The organism is Polaromonas sp., from assembly GCF_029945895.1.
In the GTDB taxonomy this organism is placed as follows: Bacteria; Pseudomonadota; Gammaproteobacteria; order Burkholderiales; family Burkholderiaceae_C; genus Polaromonas.
Window position 1 is genome coordinate 65,392 of sequence record NZ_JAQSDL010000090.1, and the last position, 15,472, is coordinate 80,863.

Annotated in this window: 17 protein-coding genes; 4 read left to right on the forward strand and 13 right to left on the reverse strand. The window is 64.3% G+C overall.

Annotated features, from left to right (window positions below; all coding sequences use genetic code 11):
- Nucleotides 1-45: 45 nt before the first annotated feature.
- The 8 genes from PSV33_RS12840 to PSV33_RS12875 form a co-directional block, all read right to left on the reverse strand.
- The gene (locus PSV33_RS12840) at nucleotides 46-591 is read right to left on the reverse strand and encodes an NUDIX hydrolase (RefSeq protein WP_300562402.1); all 546 of its coding nucleotides are present in this window, start codon (nucleotides 589-591) and stop codon (nucleotides 46-48) included.
- 66 nt (nucleotides 592-657) lie between these two features.
- Entirely contained in the window at nucleotides 658-1,710 is a 1,053-nt protein-coding gene (locus tag PSV33_RS12845) for a TRAP transporter substrate-binding protein (RefSeq protein WP_300562404.1), read from the reverse strand.
- Nucleotides 1,711-1,789: 79 nt separating this feature from the next.
- Complete coding sequence (locus PSV33_RS12850; RefSeq protein ID WP_300562405.1) at nucleotides 1,790-3,109, reverse strand: TRAP transporter large permease; 1,320 nt, start codon at nucleotides 3,107-3,109, stop codon at nucleotides 1,790-1,792.
- Nucleotides 3,106-3,588: a TRAP transporter small permease gene (locus PSV33_RS12855; RefSeq protein WP_300562407.1), complete on the reverse strand. Its 483-nt coding sequence runs from the start codon at nucleotides 3,586-3,588 to the stop codon at nucleotides 3,106-3,108. Before PSV33_RS12855 ends, PSV33_RS12850 begins: the two co-directional genes overlap by 4 nt.
- 178 nt (nucleotides 3,589-3,766) lie before the next feature.
- The gene (locus PSV33_RS12860; RefSeq protein ID WP_300562409.1) at nucleotides 3,767-4,462 is read right to left on the reverse strand and encodes a fumarylacetoacetate hydrolase family protein; all 696 of its coding nucleotides are present in this window, start codon (nucleotides 4,460-4,462) and stop codon (nucleotides 3,767-3,769) included.
- Nucleotides 4,459-5,520, reverse strand: coding sequence for a gentisate 1,2-dioxygenase (gene gtdA, locus PSV33_RS12865; protein WP_300562559.1), 1,062 nt, complete (start codon nucleotides 5,518-5,520; stop codon nucleotides 4,459-4,461). Before gtdA ends, PSV33_RS12860 begins: the two co-directional genes overlap by 4 nt.
- A 37-nt stretch (nucleotides 5,521-5,557) precedes the next feature.
- The gene (locus tag PSV33_RS12870) at nucleotides 5,558-6,913 is read right to left on the reverse strand and encodes an FAD-dependent oxidoreductase (protein WP_300562411.1); all 1,356 of its coding nucleotides are present in this window, start codon (nucleotides 6,911-6,913) and stop codon (nucleotides 5,558-5,560) included.
- 179 nt (nucleotides 6,914-7,092) lie between these two features.
- Nucleotides 7,093-8,286, reverse strand: a complete 1,194-nt coding sequence (locus PSV33_RS12875) for a 3-hydroxybenzoate 6-monooxygenase (protein ID WP_300562413.1) — start codon at nucleotides 8,284-8,286, stop codon at nucleotides 7,093-7,095.
- Nucleotides 8,287-8,411: 125 nt separating this feature from the next.
- On the opposite strand from PSV33_RS12875, the gene PSV33_RS12880 reads away from it, so the two are divergent.
- Nucleotides 8,412-8,852 carry a MarR family winged helix-turn-helix transcriptional regulator gene (locus PSV33_RS12880; RefSeq protein ID WP_300562415.1) on the forward strand — a complete coding sequence of 147 codons (441 nt, stop codon included), beginning with the start codon at nucleotides 8,412-8,414 and terminating at the stop codon, nucleotides 8,850-8,852.
- A 16-nt stretch (nucleotides 8,853-8,868) separates the two neighbouring features.
- Here PSV33_RS12880 and PSV33_RS12885 read toward each other — a convergent pair whose 3' ends face one another.
- From PSV33_RS12885 to PSV33_RS12900, 4 genes are read right to left on the reverse strand one after another with little or no spacing between them, the layout of a single operon-like run.
- Nucleotides 8,869-9,174: an antibiotic biosynthesis monooxygenase gene (locus tag PSV33_RS12885; RefSeq protein ID WP_300562417.1), complete on the reverse strand. Its 306-nt coding sequence runs from the start codon at nucleotides 9,172-9,174 to the stop codon at nucleotides 8,869-8,871.
- Nucleotides 9,175-9,203: 29 nt separating this feature from the next.
- Complete coding sequence (locus PSV33_RS12890; protein WP_300562419.1) at nucleotides 9,204-9,527, reverse strand: 2Fe-2S iron-sulfur cluster-binding protein; 324 nt, start codon at nucleotides 9,525-9,527, stop codon at nucleotides 9,204-9,206.
- Nucleotides 9,528-9,542: 15 nt separating this feature from the next.
- On the reverse strand, nucleotides 9,543-11,027 hold the full coding sequence (locus tag PSV33_RS12895) for a glutamine synthetase family protein (RefSeq protein WP_300562421.1): 1,485 nt from the start codon (nucleotides 11,025-11,027) through the stop codon (nucleotides 9,543-9,545).
- Nucleotides 11,024-12,409: a Rieske 2Fe-2S domain-containing protein gene (locus PSV33_RS12900; RefSeq protein ID WP_300562423.1), complete on the reverse strand. Its 1,386-nt coding sequence runs from the start codon at nucleotides 12,407-12,409 to the stop codon at nucleotides 11,024-11,026. The genes PSV33_RS12895 and PSV33_RS12900 overlap by 4 nt, the downstream gene beginning before the upstream one ends.
- 58 nt (nucleotides 12,410-12,467) lie before the next feature.
- Between PSV33_RS12900 and PSV33_RS12905 the strand changes: the two genes are divergently transcribed.
- Genes PSV33_RS12905 through PSV33_RS12915 form a run of 3 tightly spaced genes read left to right on the forward strand, consistent with a single transcriptional unit; the run spans nucleotide 12,468 to nucleotide 14,177 of the window.
- The gene (locus PSV33_RS12905; RefSeq protein ID WP_300562424.1) at nucleotides 12,468-13,190 is read left to right on the forward strand and encodes a GntR family transcriptional regulator; all 723 of its coding nucleotides are present in this window, start codon (nucleotides 12,468-12,470) and stop codon (nucleotides 13,188-13,190) included.
- Entirely contained in the window at nucleotides 13,187-13,882 is a 696-nt protein-coding gene (locus tag PSV33_RS12910) for an AzlC family ABC transporter permease (protein WP_300562426.1), read from the forward strand. Before PSV33_RS12905 ends, PSV33_RS12910 begins: the two co-directional genes overlap by 4 nt.
- Complete coding sequence (locus PSV33_RS12915) at nucleotides 13,872-14,177, forward strand: AzlD domain-containing protein (protein WP_300562428.1); 306 nt, start codon at nucleotides 13,872-13,874, stop codon at nucleotides 14,175-14,177. Before PSV33_RS12910 ends, PSV33_RS12915 begins: the two co-directional genes overlap by 11 nt.
- 6 nt (nucleotides 14,178-14,183) lie before the next feature.
- Here the strand turns inward: PSV33_RS12915 and PSV33_RS12920 are convergent, their stop codons facing one another.
- The gene (locus PSV33_RS12920; protein ID WP_300562429.1) at nucleotides 14,184-15,218 is read right to left on the reverse strand and encodes an NADP-dependent oxidoreductase; all 1,035 of its coding nucleotides are present in this window, start codon (nucleotides 15,216-15,218) and stop codon (nucleotides 14,184-14,186) included.
- Nucleotides 15,219-15,472: the final 254 nt, after the last annotated feature.

Consider the following 15,472-nt stretch of genomic DNA (forward strand, 5'->3'; position numbering starts at 1 on the left):
CTTGCTTACCTTGAAGGCGTGAACCGCCGCATCGCGAACGCAAACTCATGCGATATCGATCACATGGATGCCGTACGCGCCCTGGCGCCGGTCTGAAAAATAGCAGGCCAGTGTTTCTTTCACGGTCCTGAAAGCCAGGTCGTCCCAGGGGATTTCGGCTTCGGTGAACAGCCGCGCTTCAATCGTCTCGTGGCCGGGATGGAACTGCTCACTGAGCAGTCGTGCACGGTAGTAGAGATGGACCTGGCCAACACGCTCCACATTCATCACACTGAACAGGTCTTCCATTTCAAACTGCGCGCCGGCTTCCTCGTCGGTTTCGCGTGCAGCGCCCTGCGCCGTGGTTTCGTTGAGTTCCATGAAGCCCGCAGGCAGGGTCCATTTGCCCCAGCGCGGTTCGATGTTGCGTTTGCAAAGCAGCACCTTGTCGCCCCAATGCGGCACAGTGCCGACAACATTGAGCGGGTTTTCGTAATGGATGGTGCCGCAGGCCGGGCAGACAGCCCGCTCCCGGGTGTCTCCGTCATCCGGTACGCGGTAAGTCACCGCGGCGCCGCAGTTTCTGCAATGTTTGATGGGACTACGGTACATGGAAGCCAGTTTAGTTTGAAACCAAAAAGGGCTCCCGAGGGAGCCCTTTTTGCCAGGCGTCTGCGCTCAGGCTTTGGTGGTTTTGGTGTGCTTCTCGATCAGGCTGCGGGCCGTGTCCAGCAATTTCTTGCCGTCGAACCCGCGCTTGTTCATGTCCTCGACCCACTCGACCTCCACCGTGCGTGACTTGCGGCGGAACTCCTGGGCTTCTGCCGGGCTGACGGTGTAGATCGTGTTGCCGCGGTCGCTGGCGGTCTTGCGGCCCGGAACGTCGTTGCCCTGCTGCACCTTGCCCAGCCAGGCCGAGGTGGCCATGCCGGAGTTGTTGTCGATGACCTTTTTCAGGTCAGGGGCCAGCGAGTTGTACTTGGCCTTGTTCATGGCCATCACGAAGGTGGTGGTGTACAGGCTGCCGCCGGCCGGATCGAACTCGGCATGGAACTTGGTGAGCTCGTTGACCTTGACCGATGGCACCACTTCCCAGGGAATCACGCAGCCATTGATGGTGCCCTTGCTCAGCGCATCGGTGATGGCCGGCAGCGGCATGCCGACCGGAATGGCGCCCAGAATGCCCATCAGCTTGGTGACCTGGCGGGTGGGTGCGCGCATTTTGAGTCCACGCATGTCGGCGATGGACCGGACGGGTTTGTCGACGGTATGGATCACGCCGGGACCATGCACCTGAAGCGCGATGACCTGCGTGTCCTTGAACTCGTCCGGTGCCATGGTCTGCACGTATTCCCAGTAGGCCTTGGAAGTTGCTTCAGCGTTGGACATCATGAAGGGCAGCTCAAACACCTCGACGCGCGGGAAGCGCCCAGCCGTATTTCCAGGCAAGGTCCAGACCACATCCACGACACCATCCTTGGCCTGGTCATACAGCTGCACGGGCGTACCGCCCAGCTGCATGGCAGGGTAGGCCTCGAACTTGATGCGGCCGCCGGACTCCTTCTCGACTTTCTCCATCCAGGGCTTGTGCATGCCCAGCCAGACGTTGGACGCTGGCGACATGAAGGTGTGAAATTTCAGGGTGACCGCCTGCTGGGCCAGGCCCGACAGGGCGGGCGCTCCCAGCGCAGCCGCTGCGCCGGTTTTGAGAAGAGTACGTCGCTGAATCATGTGTTGTCTCCGGTAAGGGTGGTTGTAAATTAATGCAGGAAAAACAGTTTGTGAACCCGTGATTGCCCTGATGGGGCCGCTAGTTGATGAACTTTACAAGCCACAGCGAGATGCCGGGGAAGAACAGCAGCAGTGTGGTACGCAGGGTGTCGCTGATCAGGAAGGGCAGCACGCCGCGATAGCTCTCGCTGATGGGCACATCCTTGGCCATACTGTTGACGATGTACACGTTCAGGCCCACCGGGGGGGCCAGCAGGCCAAAACCAACGGTCATCAGCACCATGATGCCAAACCAGATGGCCACAGACTCGCGGGGCATGCCGAAATCGAGCGCCATGACCATGGGAAAAAAGATGGGGATGGTCAGCAGCAGCATGGACAGCTCGTCCATGACCGCACCGAGCATCACATAAAACAGCAGGATGGCCGTCACCACCATCAGCGGAGACAGCCCCCATCCGCCAACGACTGCAGCGAGCTGGTTGGGCACCTGTGTGAGAGCCAGCGCCGAGTTCATCAGGTCGGCGCCAATAAAAATCAGGAAGATCATGGCCGAACTTTCCGCCGTTGCATAAAAACAGCGGATGAATTTCGCCCAGGTCAGTTCCCGTTTGAACAATGCGGCGACAAAGGTCGCCGCAGCTCCGACAGCCGCTCCTTCTGTCGGCGTGAAGTAGCCGCCATAAATGCCGCCGAAGACCAGCAGGAAGATGAGCACGATGGGCATGACAGCGAACACCGAGCGCAGGGTGACGCCCTCGCTGTCGGTATCCACCTCGGGTGCGTGGCCCGGGACGAGGCGCACATAGATGGCGATCGCCACCATGTAGCCCAGCATCGCAATCAGGCCGGGGACCATGGCCGCTGCAAACAGCTTGGCAATATTCTGCTCCGTCAGAATGGCGTAGATCACCAGCGGGACCGACGGAGGAATGAGGATGCCCAGTGTCCCACCGGCAGCCAGTGTCGCCGTGGACAGTCGTCCCGAATACCCGTGACGTTTCATTTCAGGCAATGCCACGCTGGTGATCGTGGCCGCGGTCGCGACCGATGATCCGCATATGGCGCCAAAGGCCGCGCTGGCCAGCACGGATGCCATCGCCAGACCCCCCCTGAAGTGACGCATGATGCTGGCGGCAAACTGGAAGAGCGCCTTGCTGATCCCCCCCTGGGTCGCGAAATGGCCCATCAGGATGAACAGCGGAATCACGGACAGGTCATAGCTGGCAAAGCGGGCGAAGGCCTGGGTATTGAGGAAGCTGGAAAAAGGAGACCAGCCCGTCTGGAACACGTAGCCGATTGCGCCGGCAGTAAACATGGCCACCGCGATGGGCACACGGACGGCCATCAGGCCAAGCATGATGCCGAAGATCAGCAGGGTTTCGGTGATGGAGCTCATGCGTGCGCCTCTGTGTCTTCGCGAAAGCCGAACAGGCTCTGGTAGATGCCGATCATCGCTGTCAGCACAAAGGGTGGCACCATGGCCGCGTAGGTCGTCCACTCGGGAAAGCCGAGGATTTGCGTTTCGGAATGGGTAGACCAGGAATTGAGTCCTCCCAGCGACGTGCGCCAGGCAAGGATCGCAAAGAGAACCGCCAGCAACAGGGCGCCCAGGCGGTCCAGGCCGTTATTGACCTGGGGGCTGAACCTTGAGGAGAAGAAATCCACAATGATGTTGCCACGCTGGATCTGGCAGTAGGGCATGAACAGCGCGATCGCCGCACCGGTGGCAATACCGGTGAGTTCAAAATCGCCGACCAGGGTTGCGCCGGTGGTGTTGCGGCCTATCAGGCTGATGCAGGTCATCAGGGTGATGCCGGTCAGCAGCAGGCCCGCCAGGATGGCGCAAAGCTTTGCTAGGTTCTGCAGGATTTTCAACGAGGTCTCCAGGGATGGGGCAGGGGGACGGAGGGCGCGCGGAAGGCCCGGCTCCTCAATGGTGAGGATTATCCGGGGCCGCGGTCGGACGGGTCAGGCGGGATACCCGCAAGGCGCCGGGTATTTGCGCGATCATCGGAGCGCTTGCGCGAAAGGCGCGCAAGCGCCCGGAAGGGCGTCAGGCCACCTTGACGGTCAATGTGCCCAGTCCCCTGACTTCGCCGACCATGGTGTCGCCCGACACCACGGCCGCCACACCCTCGGGGGTTCCCGTGTAGATGAGGTCACCGGGTTGAAGCTCCCAGGCCGCGGACAGGTGTTCAATGGTTTCGGCAACGTTCCAGATGAGCTTGGACACATTGCTGCGCTGGCGGTCCTTGCCGCCCACCTGCACGTACAGCTCGGCATTGGCGACGTCGCCAGCCTTGGCGGCCGGCGTGATCGGGCCGATCGGTGCGGAATGGTCATAGGCCTTGCCGATACACCAGGGGCGCCCCTGTTTCTTCATTTCGCCCTGCAGATCGCGGCGTGTCATGTCCAGACCCACGGCATAGCCGAAGATGTGTTTGTGCGCATCGGCCGCCTTGATGTTCTTGCCGCCTGTGCCAATGGCCACCACGAGTTCGATTTCATGGTGCAGGTTGTTGGTGAGGCTGGGGTAGGGGATGGTGCCGGTCTGGCCGGCTTCCACCACCACCACCGCGTCGGCAGGCTTCATGAAGAAAAACGGCGGCTCGCGGCCCGTAAAACCCATCTCCTTGGCGTGCTCTTCGTAGTTGCGGCCGACGCAATAGATGCGGTGTACAGGAAAACGCTCGGTGGTGCCGACGACGGGGACAGATACGACGGGTGGCGGGGTAAAAACAAAGCTCATGACAACCTCTCTTCTCTGTGTATGCCCAGTGCCTGATGCACCGGACGGTCTGAAAAACTGAACAACACACAGCCCTGCGCCGAGCGCAGCCGGGCGGTGTGCCACGACGGGATCACAAAATGGTCGCGCGGACCGAACTCGAAGGCCTGTTCCTGGCCGGCCGGGCCGATCAGGACCGAGCCGTGGCCTTCGACGACGCTGAACACCGCGCCGTCGGTTTGCCGCCAGGGCAGGCCGGAAAAACCGGCGGGCAGGCGCTGCATGAAGGTGCCCATGGTCGGCATCGGCGAGCCGCCGGTCGCCGGATTCACGTAACGCAGCTTCACCCCGTCCCAGGCGTCGACCGGTGCCTGTTGTTCCAGGGTGTGCAGGGCCTCACGCGTACGTTCATAAGGATAGCTGAAGATCGGCGAGGTCTGGCCGAACGGGGCGTCGTAGTGCACCGGCAGCATGTTGGCGCCGTAACGCTGATAGCTGGTGCCTTCAGCCCGGGTCACGGCCTGCGCGCGCTCGGTGTGGTTCTCGGCAAAACCGGCGTCGAAAAAACGCAGCATGGGGATGTCCAGGCCGTCGAGCCAGACCACCGGCTCGCCGCCTTCCAGCGCAGTCTGGTTGCCGTGGTCATGCCAGGTCCAGCTGGGCGTGATGATGAAGTCACCGGGTGCCATGGTGGTGCGTTCGCCGTCAACCGCGGTGTAGGCGCCGCTGCCTTCGACGACAAAACGCAACGCGCTCTGGGTGTGGCGGTGGCTGGGCGCGATTTCGCCGGGCAGTATCAGCTGCAGGCCGGCATACAGCGACTGCGTGATGCATGACTGCCCCGGCAGCGCGGGGTTTTCCAGGATCAGCACGCGGCGCACGGCTTCTTCGGCAGTGATCAGTTCGCCGGACTGCATCAGGTAAGGACGGACCTTGTTCCAGGCCCAGAAGGCCGGCACGCAGGGGGTGGCCGGCTGCTGGGGCACCAGCGCATGCAGTACCTCCCACAAGGGCGTCATCTGCTGCGCGCGGATCGCTTCATAAAAGGCCTGGCGTGTAGTGCCGGCCGGGGGCGTCATGTCCATGGTCTGTTCCCGTTTCGCAGTTTCTGCATTTTCAGAGGTCGAAATAGACGCCGTCGTCCCGCAGCACCTGCTGCAGGCGGGCGACATCGGTGGCGGCAAAGGCCATGCCATCGTCCAGCCGTGCGGCGGCGGTGCCGGCAGCCTGGCCCATTACAAAGCAGCCGCCGCTGGCGCGCGCGGCCGACTGGCCTTCGTGGGCCATGGAGGCGCAGCGGCCGGCGACCAGCAGGTTGTCCACCTCGTGCGTGACCAGCATGCGCCAGGGCAGGTCGTTGTAGGCCCGGTTTTCATCGCGCGGAAAGCGCCAGCTGATGGCGCCGTCCACATGCATTTCCATGGGCCAGGCGTTGATGCCGATCACGTCGGCAAAACGGGCCGAGGACAGGATGTCCTCGCCGGTGAGCATGTAAGCCCCGCAGATGCGGCGCGACTCGCGGATGCCGACCTGGGGCGCGATGTCGATGATGGCCGAGTCCGCAAACCCGGGCACCTCGTTCCTGAGAAAACGGAAATATTCTGTGATCTGGCGTCGCCCTTCGAGTTCACCCTCGCTGAGCTGGCGTGCGTCGGTGGCATCCATCGCGTTGCCGGCCGCGTTGCGGATCTGCGTGACATTGGCGCGCCACTCGGCGGGGTTTTTCTGCGGACGCAGGATGGCGCCCTTGCGCGGGAACCGGTAGCGCCCCGGCTGGCGGGTTTCGCTTTCCTCCATCAGCTCGTTGATGGCCTTGAACTCACCCACGGCCGCCAGCGCCGGCCCGGCATCCACATGCCCGACACGAAACATGGTGGAGGGAAACAGGGCGCTGCCGTGACCGTCGCCGAGCTCGAAAGGCACGCCGGCAAAATGCGCCACGTCGGCGTCGCCGGAGCAGTCGATGAAGCGGCGCGCCCGGATCGCCTGGCGTCCGGATTTGGTTTCGACCACCAGGGCCGTGATGGCCTTGCCGTCCATCAGGACCGCAGCCGCCCATGCATGAAACAGGAGATGTACGCCGCTGGCCACCAGCATCTGGTCAGCCGCGCACTTGTAGGCCGACACATCGTAGGAGCGCACGCGAATTCGGCCGGCCATGCCGTCCTGCGGCTGGTTCAGGCCGCCCAGCGCATCCATGCGTGCCAGCAGATCGTCCACCACGCCATGCACGAGTTGCTGCATCTCGCCGTTCTTGCGGCCATAGAGCCCCGCAAAATTGGTGACACCGCCGGCCGTGCCCATGCCGCCCAGAAAGCCATAACGCTCGACCAGCAGGGTGCGCGCGCCATGTCTGGCGGCACTGACGCTGGCCGCCAGGCCGGCCGGCCCGCCGCCGACGACGACCACATCGAACTCGCCATACACCGGCAGGGTGCGGGCCGGTTCGGTCACAAAGGAGGTGGTGGGCATGGCCACCTTATCCCGCGCCGACGCCGGCCGTACCGCCGACTCGGTTGCAGGAATGAAGGTGTTTTGAGGCGATGGTCGGCATGGACAGTGCGGCGTCAGCTATCAAAAAGAGAGCAATTGGAGGGGGTTTGCACAGTGTCGCGCAGGTTCTGACAGGCTCTGACAGGTTCTGGCACGTTCTATTGGAACAGTTTTGATGGCTCGATGCCGTCATACATCCATTTCAGTCCAGCAAATCCCGCGCTTTCCTGGCCGCTCTGGAACAGCTGGTTGCGCAGCTCGCGTTGCACGCCGGCAGCATGGTAAATATCGCCGTAAAAACGCGCGGTCAACTGCACCCTTCCAGTACGCAGGTAACGGGCCTGCTGGTATTTCTGGAAGGCCAGCGGTACGTCGCCACGCGCCACGCGCAGGGCTTCGCGCAGCACCACCGCGTCCTCAATCGCCTGCCCAGCGCCCTGGGCCAGGTACTGCAGCATCGGGTGGGCCGCATCGCCCAGCAGCGTCACCCGCCGGTCGGTCCAGTTCTTCACCGGCTCCCGGTCGCACAGCACCCACATTTTCCAGGTGTCGATCTTGCCGAGCAGCTCCCGGACCTGCGGACAGGCGTCGCGGAAACGCTCCGTCAGCTCCGCCGTGTCGCCGAAGGTGTTCCAGCCTTCGTCGTACTTGCTGCTGTGGAACACCGCGACCAGGTTGAACAGTTCGCCGCGGCGCAGCGGGTAGTGCACCAGATGGGTTTTCTCCCCGCCCCAGAGCAACACGTCGTCGCTCCACAGATGGGTGGGGACGTCCTCGCGCTTGAGCACCGCACGGTAGGCGATGTGTCCGGACACCCGGGGCTTGCCGTCGCCGACCACCGCCTCCCGCACCTTGCTCCACAGGCCGTCAGCCCCGATCAGCGCCACGCCCGGCAGGGTTTCGCCGTTGGCGAGGCGCACGCGCACGCTGTCCGCGGTCTGCTCAAAGGACTCGAGCCTGGCGTCGGTGCGCAGCGTGATGTTGGGCAGCTCCCGGCAGGCGTCGAGAAACACCTGGTGCAGGTCGGCGCGGTAAATCACACCATAGGGAAAACCGTAGGTGGCGCGGGATACGTCCCCCAGAGGCACACGCACCACTTTCTCCCCGGTGCGTACGTCGTTCATGCCCAGGCCGGGCGGAAAAAACGACACCTTGCTGACCACATCGGTCAGGCCAAGCCAGGCAAACATCTTGAAAATATTCGGACCGAGCTGGATGCCGGCCCCGATTTCGCCGAAGCTGGAGGCCTGTTCCAGAACCGTCACGGCGTGGCCGTCGCGCGCCAGGACCAGGGCTGTCGCCAGGCCGCCTATGCCGCCGCCGGCGATGAGGATGGGGTGGGGAGATGTCACGGGCAGTCCAGTGTCTTGAGGGGAGGCTGTCGCAAAGGGGTGAATCGAGGGGGTGAGTAGATGATAAGTATACTTACTATCAATCTGTACGGTGATTACCCTGATCACTCCCTTAAACTCGCGTCATGTCAAAAAGCTTTAACTTCGGCGAAGCCCCGGGGCACCAGATCCGACGCGCCCACCAGCTGTCGATCGCCCTTTTCATGGACGAAACAGCCGGTTTTGACGTGACGCCGGTGCAGTTCGCGATTCTCAATGCCCTGATGGACGACCCCGGCGAAGACCAGGTCACGCTGGCGGGGCGGGTGGCTTTTGATGCCGCCACCTCCGGCTCAGTGATAGGCCGGCTTGAGGCCAAGGGCTGGGTGCGGCGCGAGGCCGATCCGGCCGACAGGCGGCGCAAGCTGCTCTGGGTCACGCCGGAAGGGGAAAAAGTCGCGCTGCAGATGAAGCGGGCCGTCAGCCGGGTTCAGTCGCGCCTGCTGGGGCCCCTGAGTGCAGCCGAGCGCAAGCAGTTCGGCGCGCTGCTTGGCAAGCTGATCGCTGGCCACGAGGACATGGCCTGAACCTGACCCGGCGCCTTCAGTCCCCTGATTTGGCCAGCAGCGTGAAGTGTTCGACCACTGGCGGGCCGGCAAAAAACGGCCCGACGATGGCGCGCCACTCCGCGAAAGCCGGGGATTCCCGAAAACCGATGGTGTGGTCTTCCAGCGTGTCCCAGAAAATCTGCAGCACGTAACGCTCCGGACTTTCAATCCCCTTGTTGACCTTGAAACCCTGAAAACCTCTGGCGCCAGCAATCACGGTGCTCAGACCGCGCTGGATGGCTTCGTCAAAAGCGGCCTGCTGGCCGGGCTGGATGCGGATGTCGGCGAGTTCGAGAATCATGGCGGGTCCTGTGTAGAGCTGTGTGTGGATCAGTACTGGCTGGCAGGCAACTCTACCGTCAAACCGTCAAGGTCTGCGTTCAGGATGATCTGGCAGCTCAGCCGGCTGGCGGGCGTGGCGGGTGTGGCGGTGAAGGCCAGCATGGCGCGCTCCTCGCCGCCGGCGGCCGGCAGGCGTGCCGCAAACGGCTCGGTCACCATCACGTGGCAGGTGGCGCAGGTCAGCAGGCCGCCGCAATCGGCCGCGATGCCGCTTACGCCTGCGGCCACCGCCGCCTCCATCAGGCTTTGGCCAATCTTGCCTTCAGCCCTTATGGGGTTTGCGCCGGCAGCTATGAAATTAATAGTAATCATGGGTGTTTCCAAACATCAGATGCGGCTGAAATATTCGCGCCGCTGCCAGTCGTCTTTGTCCTGGGCCTGTTCATGGCGCGCGATTTCCGACCGCTTGATGCGTGTGAAATAGTGGATGAAGCTCTCGCCAAAGGCCTGCACCAGCAGCGGATCGGCCTGCAGGGCGTCCAGGGCCTCGCCCAGGCTGGTCGGGATGCGGGTGCCGGCGTCGCCATACGGCGCATTGGTGGCCACCGGCGCCCTGAGTTCGCGCCGGATACCGTCCAGCCCGGCGTGAATCTGCGACGCCAAATAGAGATAGGGGTTGGCGGCCGGCTCGCCGATGCGGTTTTCGATGCGTGTGGCCTTGTCCTGGCACTGGCCCACCACGCGCAGCATGGCGCCGCGGTTGTCGCGGCCCCACAGCACCGACTGCGGCGCCAGCGCATTCGGCCTGAAGCGGCCAAAACCGTTGATGGTCGGCGTGCAGAACACCGTCATGCCGCGTGCATGCTCCAGCAGGCCGGCCAGGTAGTGCTCCCCAAGCTTTGAAAGCGTGTACTGCGCGTCGGTCGGTTGCGTGCCCTCGGCGGGTGTCTCGCGCTGGAACAGGTTGGCACTGGTCTGCAGGTCCACCAGCGACTGGTGCAAATGCCAGCCGCTGGACATGATGTTCGGAAACGGCGGGCGGCACATGAAGGTGGCGTGGTAACCGGCGCGGCGCAGCGCCTGCTTGACCGCGCTGCGAAACAGCACCATGTTGTCCGCGGCGGTCAAGGCATCAGTAGCCTCGAACACCGCTTCGACCTGGCTGGGGCCCAGCTCGATTTCCAGCGACTGCAGGGGCAGGCCCAGCGCCTGCGCCGTGTGCTGCACGATACGCAGCGGCTCGTCCGCCATGTCCACGCAGTTCTCGGCCAGCAGGTTGTAGCCGGGGTGGATCATCGCCACCCGGGGCGGCAGGCCGGGCCAGGCCGCCTGTTCGGGGTCCAGTTGGTCGCTGGCCCCGTCCTCGGTGATGCGGTAGATGTGAAACTCGATTTCCAGCCCGCATTTCATGCCGTAACCGGCTTCGGCCAGCTGCGCCAGCGCGCACTGCAAAATGCGCCGCGTGTCCAGCTCGACGGCCGTGCCGTCCTGCATCCAGGGCTGAGCCTGGACCCAGCCGGTGGCAGTTGCCCACGGCAGTTGTCTGAAGCTGGCCGGGTCGGCCAGCAGCAGCAGATTGCTGGCGAACTCGAAGCCCGGCAGCCCGGCCGTGCCGTCGGCCTCGAAGACCTTGAAGGCGGTGCGGTCCGAGCTGTCCTTGAGCAGCAGGGTGCTGACCATGCCCACGCCATCGTGCATGGCCGCGGCGGCGGCGCGGGCCACCAGGGTCTTGCCACGCAGCATGCCGTGCAGGTCGCACCAGGCAAAACGTACGAGTTCGATACCGCTGGCGTCAATCAGCTGCGCGGTGTGCGCCAGCGCGCTTTGCCGCGCGACATCGTGGATGCCGCAGTGTTCGGCGAAGCTGTTCATGCGTTGACAGCCTGTCGGGTGTCTTTTTCTTTCCAGGGCGCGTTGGCCTGCTTGGCCCGGGCCTGTTCCTGCCACCAGGTCGGCCAGGCGCCGGCCGGTGCAATGCCGTCCACCGTGTCCGGCCCGCGCATCAGTTCGGCCTGGCTGGCATCGGCGATGCCTGGCGCGACGCCGCCTTCCTGCACGGTCGCAATCGCCTTGATCAACACGCGGCGGTTGGCCATGATGACCTTGTCGGAGGTGCCCAGGTGCTCGCGGGTGCGGTCCTGGATGGGGCCCATGCTTTCGACAGCCCACTGGTCGTGCACATTGATGTCTTCCTCGCCCATGCCCAGGTAGGTCTGGGTGCGTTGTTCTTCGGCATTGAAGCCCCAGTTGTTGTGGCGCCCGGCGTTCGGGATGTAGTCAGGCAGCGCGATGAACTGCTGGCGCTGGGCGCGCATGCTCTCCTTGTCGAGCGGGCCCGCGAAGCTGGTGAAGAAGGAGTACCAGTAGGTGTGGGTGTCGTCCACCGGCACATGCATCTGCGTGATGGTCATGGTTTCCGACAGCGGAATCACGAAGGTGGCCGGGAAAACCGCATTGGTCACGCGCACATGGGTGAGCTTGTCGTTCATGGGCCGCAAGGCCGTCAGTTGCATGCCCCAGGGCTTGTTCTCCACGCTGATCTCGGGCTGCGCAAACTCGCGCATGATGCGTGTCATCGGCCATTGTTCGCCGTCGATGGCGCCGGCACTGGCGCTGCGAAACTGTTTGCCCGCCGCATTCTGGCCGATGTCCTCCAGCGCCTCGTCCTGCAGGAAGCGGTGCAGAAAGGACGGGTGGGCGGGGTCGATGCCGACTTCAAAAGCCTGCAGCCAGTTGGCATTCCACAGGCCCTTGAAGGCAAAGCTGTGGGTGGCGGGCGCGGTGAAACAGTCGAAGGCAGGAAGCGGTGGCGGGGTCGAGCCTTCCGGTCCCATCCAGGCAAACAGCACACCGCTTTGTTCGCGCACCGGGTAGCTGCGCTGTTTCACGCGGTCGCACAGCTTGCTGCCGGCGGGTTCAGCCGGGGTGTCCAGGCACTGCCCCGTCACGTTGAACTTCCAGCCGTGGAAGGGGCAACGCAGGCCATCGCCCTCGGCCCGGCCAAACGACAGGTCGGCGCCGCGATGCGGGCAGTCCCGGTCCAGCAGGCCGTAGTTGCCCTGGTCGTCCCGGAACAGCACCAGGTCCTGGCCCATCAGGCGCACCGCCTTGACCGGGCGTTTGTCCATGCGCGGGTCCAGCGCAGGGTTGAATTCATCGACCAGCGCCGCCGGCTGCCAGTAACTGCGCAACAGGGCGCCGCAAGGCGTGCCGGGGCCGACACGGGTGATCAAATCGTTCTGTTCTGCGTTCATGGTTAGCCTTTGCCTGAAACGGTATACCGAAATTTGATTTCAGTGTACATTCCAGTTCATGAACTTGCAAGAGACGGTGTTGATCCAGCTGCGTGACCTGATCCTGCGCGGCGAATTCGAACCCGGCCAGCGTCTGGCCGAGCAGCAGCTGGCCGAACGCCTGGGCGCTTCGCGTACGCCCGTGCGCGCCGCGCTGGTGACGCTGGAGCAGGAGGGCCTGGTCGAGGCCAATGAGACCGGCAAGTTCCTGGTGCGCCAGTTCACGCCGCGCGAGGTGGCCGACGCGATTGCCGTGCGCGGGCATCTGGAGGGCATGGCGGCGCGCCTGGTCGCCGAACACGGGGTCTCGCGCCAGCTTCAGCTCGACCTGCAGGCCTGCCTGGACGACGGGGACCGGGCGCTGGCGGCCAATCCCTTGACCTACGAGAGTTATGCCGATTACGCAGCCATGAACGACCGCTTCCACGCGCTGATTCTGGAGGCCAGCGGCAACCGGGCGCTGCAGCGCGCGGTGGCACTCAACGACAAGTTGCCGTTTGCGCCGGCCTCGGCGATGCTGCCCATGCAGGGCACGGTCACGCTGGACCGCGACTGGATGCTCTACGCGCATCGCCAGCACCACATGCTGTTCGCTGCGCTCAAGGCCGGCGAGGGCGCACGCGCGCAGGCGCTGGCGATTGAACACACCGAAGTCGCGCAGATGAACATGCGCATGGCGCTGGAGCGCCGGGCCGAGACCGAGCAGGTGCTGCCGGCCATGCGCCTGGTGGTGGGGCGTTGAACCGGGGAACTGTCAGCTTCACGGCCGCCGGCGTGCGCCGCGGTTTCTTTGCCGCCCAGGTGCTGGCGCCCGGCGTGACGCTGTATGCCATGGTCTTCGGCGTGCTGGCCAGCGAGCGCGGCATGTCCTGGCTGCAGGCCATGCTGATGAGCGCCGCCGTCTATTCGGGCAGCGCGCAGCTGGCCGCGCTGCAAGGCTGGACGGCGACGGCGGCAGTCACGCCGGTCATCGTCACCATCCTCGTCATGAATGCGCGGTATGTGCTCTACGGTGCGGCCATCCAGCCCTGGCTGGCCGGCCTGCCGCGCCACCAGAGCTGGGGCTCGCTGTTCTTCCTCGGCGACGGCAGCTGGGCCATGGCCATGCGCGAGTACGAAACCGGCTACCGCGACGCGGGGTATGTGTTTGGCTCCGGCGTGGCGATGTTTGTGCCTTGGCTGGGCGGCACGCTGGTGGGCCATCTGCTGGCCGGCAATGTGCCGAATCCGGCGGCCTTCGGGCTGGACTTCATGCTTGTGGCTTTTGCCGCAGCGATTGGCATGGTGCTCTGGCGCGGCAAGTCCGACCTGTGGATGGTGGCCGCGGCCGGGCTGGTGGCGCTGGTGCTACACCGGCTGCTGCCGGGCGCCTGGTACATCGTCGGTGCAGGTGTCGCGGGTGGCCTGATGGGAGCATGGCGTCATGGCCGTTGAGTCGACCTTTCTGCTGGCGCTGGTGGGCATGGCGCTCGCATCCTTCGCCTGCCGCATCAGCGGCTTCCTGCTGATGGGTTATGTGCGCATCACGCCGCGCGTCGAAGCTGCACTCAAGGCGATTCCGCTGTCGGTGATGGTCGGCATCGTGACGCCGGCCGCCACCTCGGGCAAGCTGCCGGAACTGCTGGCTTTGCTGGCGGTGGGGCTGGTGATGAAACTGGTGCGCAACGACCTGGCGGCCGCCGTGGCCGGCGCGGCAACGGTGGCTGCCCTGCGCTGGGCCGTGGGCTGATCGCGCTTACTCTTTCGCCACCCGCAGCACCAGCTTGCCGAAGTTTTCACCATTGAACAGCTTGAGCAGGGTTTCGGGGAAATTCTCCAGCCCGTCCACCACGTCTTCCTTGCTCTTCATTTTTCCGTCTTTCAGGTAGCCTGCCATTTCGGCAATCGCCAGTGGGTAACGATCGGCGTAGTCGAACACCACGATGCCTTCCATGCGCGCGCGGTTGACCAGCAGCGACAGGTAATTGGCCGGCCCTTTGACGGGTGTGGTGTTGTTGTACTGGCTGATCGCGCCGCAGATGATGATGCGGGCGCCGCGCGTGATGCGTGTCAGCACCGCGTCCAGGATGTCGCCGCCGACATTGTCGAAGTAGATGTCCACGCCTTTCGGGCAATGTTCCTTCAGCCCGGCCTTGACGTCGCCGGCCTTGTAGTCGATGCAGGCGTCGAACCCCAGCTCCTTGACCACCCAGTCGCACTTGGCCTTGCCGCCCGCAATGCCAACCACGCGGCAGCCCTTGAGTTTGGCGATCTGGCCCACGGTCTGGCCGACGGCACCGGCCGCGCCGGACACCACCACGGTGTCGCCGGCCTTGGGCTGGCCCACATCCATCAGGCCGAAGTAGCCGGTCATGCCGGGCATGCCCAGCACATTGAGCCAAGAGGTCAGGCCCATGCGGGGGTCGATCTTGAACATGCCGCTGCGCTTGATCTGGTCCTCGGGAATCAGGCAATACGCCTGCACGTCCAGCCCGGCATTGACATAGTCCCCAACCGCAAAGGCCGGGTTGTTCGAGGCGATCACCTGGCCGACGCCGCCGGCGCGCATGACCGCTCCGATTTCCACCGGCGGGATGTAGCTCTTGCCCCCGTTCATCCAGCCACGCATGGCGGGGTCCAGCGACAGGCACAGGGTCTTGACCAGTACACCGCCAGGGCCGGGTTCGGCCACCGGCTCGGTGGTGAAGCTCCAGTTGTCGCGGGTGGGCAGGCCGACGGGGCGGCTGGCCAGGCGGACCTGGTGGTTGGTCAGGGCGGTGATGGTGCTCATGAGATGTCTCCGGGGAAGTGGCGGGCAGGCAGAAGGTAATGGTAGTAGCGGCCTGCCCGCGCGTCAGTCGCGCAGGCGATTCGCGCCGTGGGGGCGGGAAACGCTGAACAGGTCTTTGCGGATGCGCGGCGGCCGGGTCGGGATGGGATGCAGGGCGGATTTCGCAGTCAATAGCTGCCTATTGGCAAGAAATTCAACGCAGCAGGTCGCCCGAGTCCTGCTGATCGCGCGCCGCAGGGGACTTGTTCGGCGTT

What these genes read in the sequence shown, in the direction of transcription:
- PSV33_RS12840 (WP_300562402.1), bottom strand. Translation starts at nt 591, where the DNA reads ATGTACCGTAGTCCCATCAAACATTGCAGAAACTGCGGCGCCGCGGTG.
- PSV33_RS12845 (WP_300562404.1), bottom strand. Translation starts at nt 1,710, where the DNA reads ATGATTCAGCGACGTACTCTTCTCAAAACCGGCGCAGCGGCTGCGCTG.
- PSV33_RS12850 (WP_300562405.1), bottom strand. Translation starts at nt 3,109, where the DNA reads ATGAGCTCCATCACCGAAACCCTGCTGATCTTCGGCATCATGCTTGGC.
- PSV33_RS12860 (WP_300562409.1), bottom strand. Translation starts at nt 4,462, where the DNA reads ATGAGCTTTGTTTTTACCCCGCCACCCGTCGTATCTGTCCCCGTCGTC.
- gtdA (WP_300562559.1), bottom strand. Translation starts at nt 5,520, where the DNA reads ATGACGCCCCCGGCCGGCACTACACGCCAGGCCTTTTATGAAGCGATC.
- PSV33_RS12870 (WP_300562411.1), bottom strand. Translation starts at nt 6,913, where the DNA reads ATGCCCACCACCTCCTTTGTGACCGAACCGGCCCGCACCCTGCCGGTG.
- PSV33_RS12880 (WP_300562415.1), top strand. Translation starts at nt 8,412, where the DNA reads ATGTCAAAAAGCTTTAACTTCGGCGAAGCCCCGGGGCACCAGATCCGA.
- PSV33_RS12885 (WP_300562417.1), bottom strand. Translation starts at nt 9,174, where the DNA reads ATGATTCTCGAACTCGCCGACATCCGCATCCAGCCCGGCCAGCAGGCC.
- PSV33_RS12890 (WP_300562419.1), bottom strand. Translation starts at nt 9,527, where the DNA reads ATGATTACTATTAATTTCATAGCTGCCGGCGCAAACCCCATAAGGGCT.
- PSV33_RS12895 (WP_300562421.1), bottom strand. Translation starts at nt 11,027, where the DNA reads ATGAACAGCTTCGCCGAACACTGCGGCATCCACGATGTCGCGCGGCAA.
- PSV33_RS12900 (WP_300562423.1), bottom strand. Translation starts at nt 12,409, where the DNA reads ATGAACGCAGAACAGAACGATTTGATCACCCGTGTCGGCCCCGGCACG.
- PSV33_RS12905 (WP_300562424.1), top strand. Translation starts at nt 12,468, where the DNA reads ATGAACTTGCAAGAGACGGTGTTGATCCAGCTGCGTGACCTGATCCTG.
- PSV33_RS12915 (WP_300562428.1), top strand. Translation starts at nt 13,872, where the DNA reads ATGGCCGTTGAGTCGACCTTTCTGCTGGCGCTGGTGGGCATGGCGCTC.
- PSV33_RS12920 (WP_300562429.1), bottom strand. Translation starts at nt 15,218, where the DNA reads ATGAGCACCATCACCGCCCTGACCAACCACCAGGTCCGCCTGGCCAGC.